Source organism: bacterium (genome assembly GCA_018814885.1).
GTDB lineage: Bacteria > Krumholzibacteriota > Krumholzibacteriia > LZORAL124-64-63 > LZORAL124-64-63 > JAHIYU01.
In genome coordinates, this window is record JAHIYU010000091.1 from 1 (window position 1) to 2,531 (window position 2,531).

3 protein-coding genes are annotated in these 2,531 nt (G+C 71.2%); all 3 read left to right on the top strand.

Annotated features, from left to right (window positions below; genetic code table 11):
• The first annotated feature begins 215 nt into the window (after positions 1–215).
• A complete protein-coding gene (locus tag KJ554_05650) occupies positions 216–1,223 on the top strand; it encodes a peptidylprolyl isomerase (protein ID MBU0741822.1) in 1,008 nt (335 codons plus the stop codon).
• Between the two features lie 31 nt (positions 1,224–1,254).
• Positions 1,255–1,860: a LemA family protein gene (locus tag KJ554_05655; GenBank protein MBU0741823.1), complete on the top strand. Its 606-nt coding sequence runs from the start codon at positions 1,255–1,257 to the stop codon at positions 1,858–1,860.
• 4 nt (positions 1,861–1,864) lie between these two features.
• Positions 1,865–2,531, top strand: a 667-nt coding sequence (locus tag KJ554_05660; protein MBU0741824.1) for a TPM domain-containing protein, incomplete at its 3' end; no start/stop codon positions are given.

Consider the following 2,531-nt stretch of genomic DNA (forward strand, 5'->3'; position numbering starts at 1 on the left):
AGAGCCTGCTGCCCGTCTGGCGCATCCGCCTGCTCCATTCGGCACGCGCCCAGCTGCTGCCCGTCGAGACGGGGACCGCGCCGGAACCGGCCGTCCGAGCCGCCTCCGCGACGGCCTGCATCGCCCTGCGCGGCGCAGGCATCACCGGCGATCCGTCCTGGGCGCGCATCGAGCGCGACCCGCACCCCCTGGTCCGCGAGGCCGTCTGGACCGGCATGTGCCGCCACATCCTGACGCCCCGGGAGGTCGCGCAACGGGCCCAGACGGTCGGCCGGGGCCTGCAGGCCCCGCTGCGCATGTCCGCCTGCGAAGGGCTCGTCGCGGCCTGGCGTCGTTTCCAGGGCGAGGAGCACCCGCCGCAGGAGTTGGCGCACGTCGCGGACGCGGTGCAGACGGCGTTGCGCCGTGTCCTGCGCGAGGACGATCCCCACGCCGCTGCCCTCGCCGCCGATCTGCTCGCCTCCTTCCCGGCCGACGAGAACCTGATCGCTCTGCTCGAGGCCTGCGAGAATGCCCGCGGCCTGCCCGGCGTGGACGTGCGCCGCGGCGTGCTGGGAACGCTCGCGGCTCTCCAGGCCGACACCGCCTACGCCATGGCGGACACCTTGCGCCCGCGCATCGCCGCCGTCCTCGAAGCCGGCTTCGACTTCCCCGAACCGCACGTGCGCCTGGCCGCCCGCGCGGCCGCCGCCGCCGGGAATCTGATCGAGCCCGGCCTGGTCCCCAGCGAGGCCAGCCTGGGCGCCACGCTGCCCGCCCACGTACGCGACCCTCGCCAGGCGCCCCTCGCCCTGCCCTTCGACGCACCGCGCGTGCGTTGCATCACCGGGCGCGGCGACTTCGTCATGGCGCTCGACGGGGGAATCGCACCCAACACCTGCGCCACGTTCCTGGCGCTCGTTCGCGACGGTTTCTACGAGGGCCTGTCCTTCCACCGCGTGGTGCCCGACTTCGTGATCCAGGGCGGCGATCCCCTGGGCACTGGCTGGGGCGGGCCCGGCTTCACGATCCGCAGCGAGTGGAGCACGACGACCTACGAGCGCGGCACCGTCGGGGTCGCCCATTCAGGCAGGGACACCGGCGGCAGCCAGTTCTTCGTCACCCTCTCCCCGCAGCCGCACCTCGACGGCCGCTACACCGTGTTCGGCAAGGTGGTCGAGGGCATGGAGGTTGCGGAATCGATGCAACCGGGCGACACTTTCCGACTGATCGTCGAGCCGTGAACCGCCGTCGTCCCGTCCACAGGAGGTCATCATGTCCAAAGGTGTTCTGATTACCATCGCCGTCCTGGCGGTCATCGCGTTCGCCGTCATCGGCCTGGTCGGCAAGTACAACGCCGTGGTCGGTCAGCAGGAGGACGTCGAGGGGCAATGGGGGAACGTGCAGAACGTCTACCAGCGCCGCGCCGATCTGATCCCCAACCTGGTCGAGACCGTCAAGGGCTACGCGGCGCACGAGCGCGAGACCCTCGAGGCGGTTATCAACGCCCGCGCCAGGGCCACCCAGGTGTCAGCCGAGATCACGCCCGAGACCTTGAACGACCCCCAGTTCCTGCAGCAGTTCCAGCAGGCGCAGGACGGGTTGTCCCAGGCGCTGGGCCGTCTGATGGTGGTGATCGAACGCTATCCGGATCTGAAGGCCAACCAGAACTTCCTGGAGCTGCAGAACCAGCTCGAGGGCACCGAGAACCGCATCGCCGTCGAGCGCCGCCGCTTCAACGACATGGCGCGCGACTACAACACGACGATCAGGCGCTTCCCCACCAACTTGGTCGCCGGCATGTTCGGCTTCGAGAAACGCGCCTACTTCGAGGCCGCCGGCGGCGCCGAACAGGCCCCGGCCGTGAACTTCGGGGAGTGACCGCGTGAGCAGAACGACCCTGGCGATCTGCCTGCTGGCTCTGACGGCCGCCGCCGCGCACGCCGCGCCGCCGCCGGCGCCCGGGCATCACTTCGACGACCGGGTGGGCCTCATCTCGCGGGACGAAGCGGCCGCCTTCACGCGCACCCTGGAGGCGTTCGAGAAGCGCACGGGCATCCAGTTCGTCGTCACCATCCTGCCCGAACTCGAGGGCGATCTCGAGGACACCGTCAACCGCATCTACGAGTCGTGGCGGATCGGCGACCGCGAGACCGAGCGCGGCGTGCTGCTCGCCGTCTTCCCCCGCGACAAGCGATCGCGCCTCGAGGTGGGCTACGGCCTGGAGGGCGAACTCACCGACCTGAAATCCGGGCGCATCCTGCGCGAGATGCAGGAGCTGCCCGCCGACCCGGCGGCGCAGCGCTTCGCCCTGGTCATGATCCGCGTCGCCGAGGCCGTCGCTCCGGACGACCCGCTGGCGGCGGGCGAGTTCGCCGAGGGGTACACGTATTCCAGCCGACGGGGCCGCACGCGCGGGCTGCCGGGGATCATCTTCTGGATCATCCTGATCCTCGCCCTGACCGGCGGGCGCGCCGGCCGCAACCGCTGGCTCGGCCCCTTGATCATCGCCTCGTCCCTGAGCGGCGGCGGCCGCCGCGGCGGCGGTTTCG

Coding starts and splice junctions, on each gene's coding strand:
- KJ554_05655 (MBU0741823.1), top strand. CDS start 1,255: ATGTCCAAAGGTGTTCTGATTACCATCGCCGTCCTGGCGGTCATCGCG.
- KJ554_05650 (MBU0741822.1), top strand. CDS start 216: ATGTGCCGCCACATCCTGACGCCCCGGGAGGTCGCGCAACGGGCCCAG.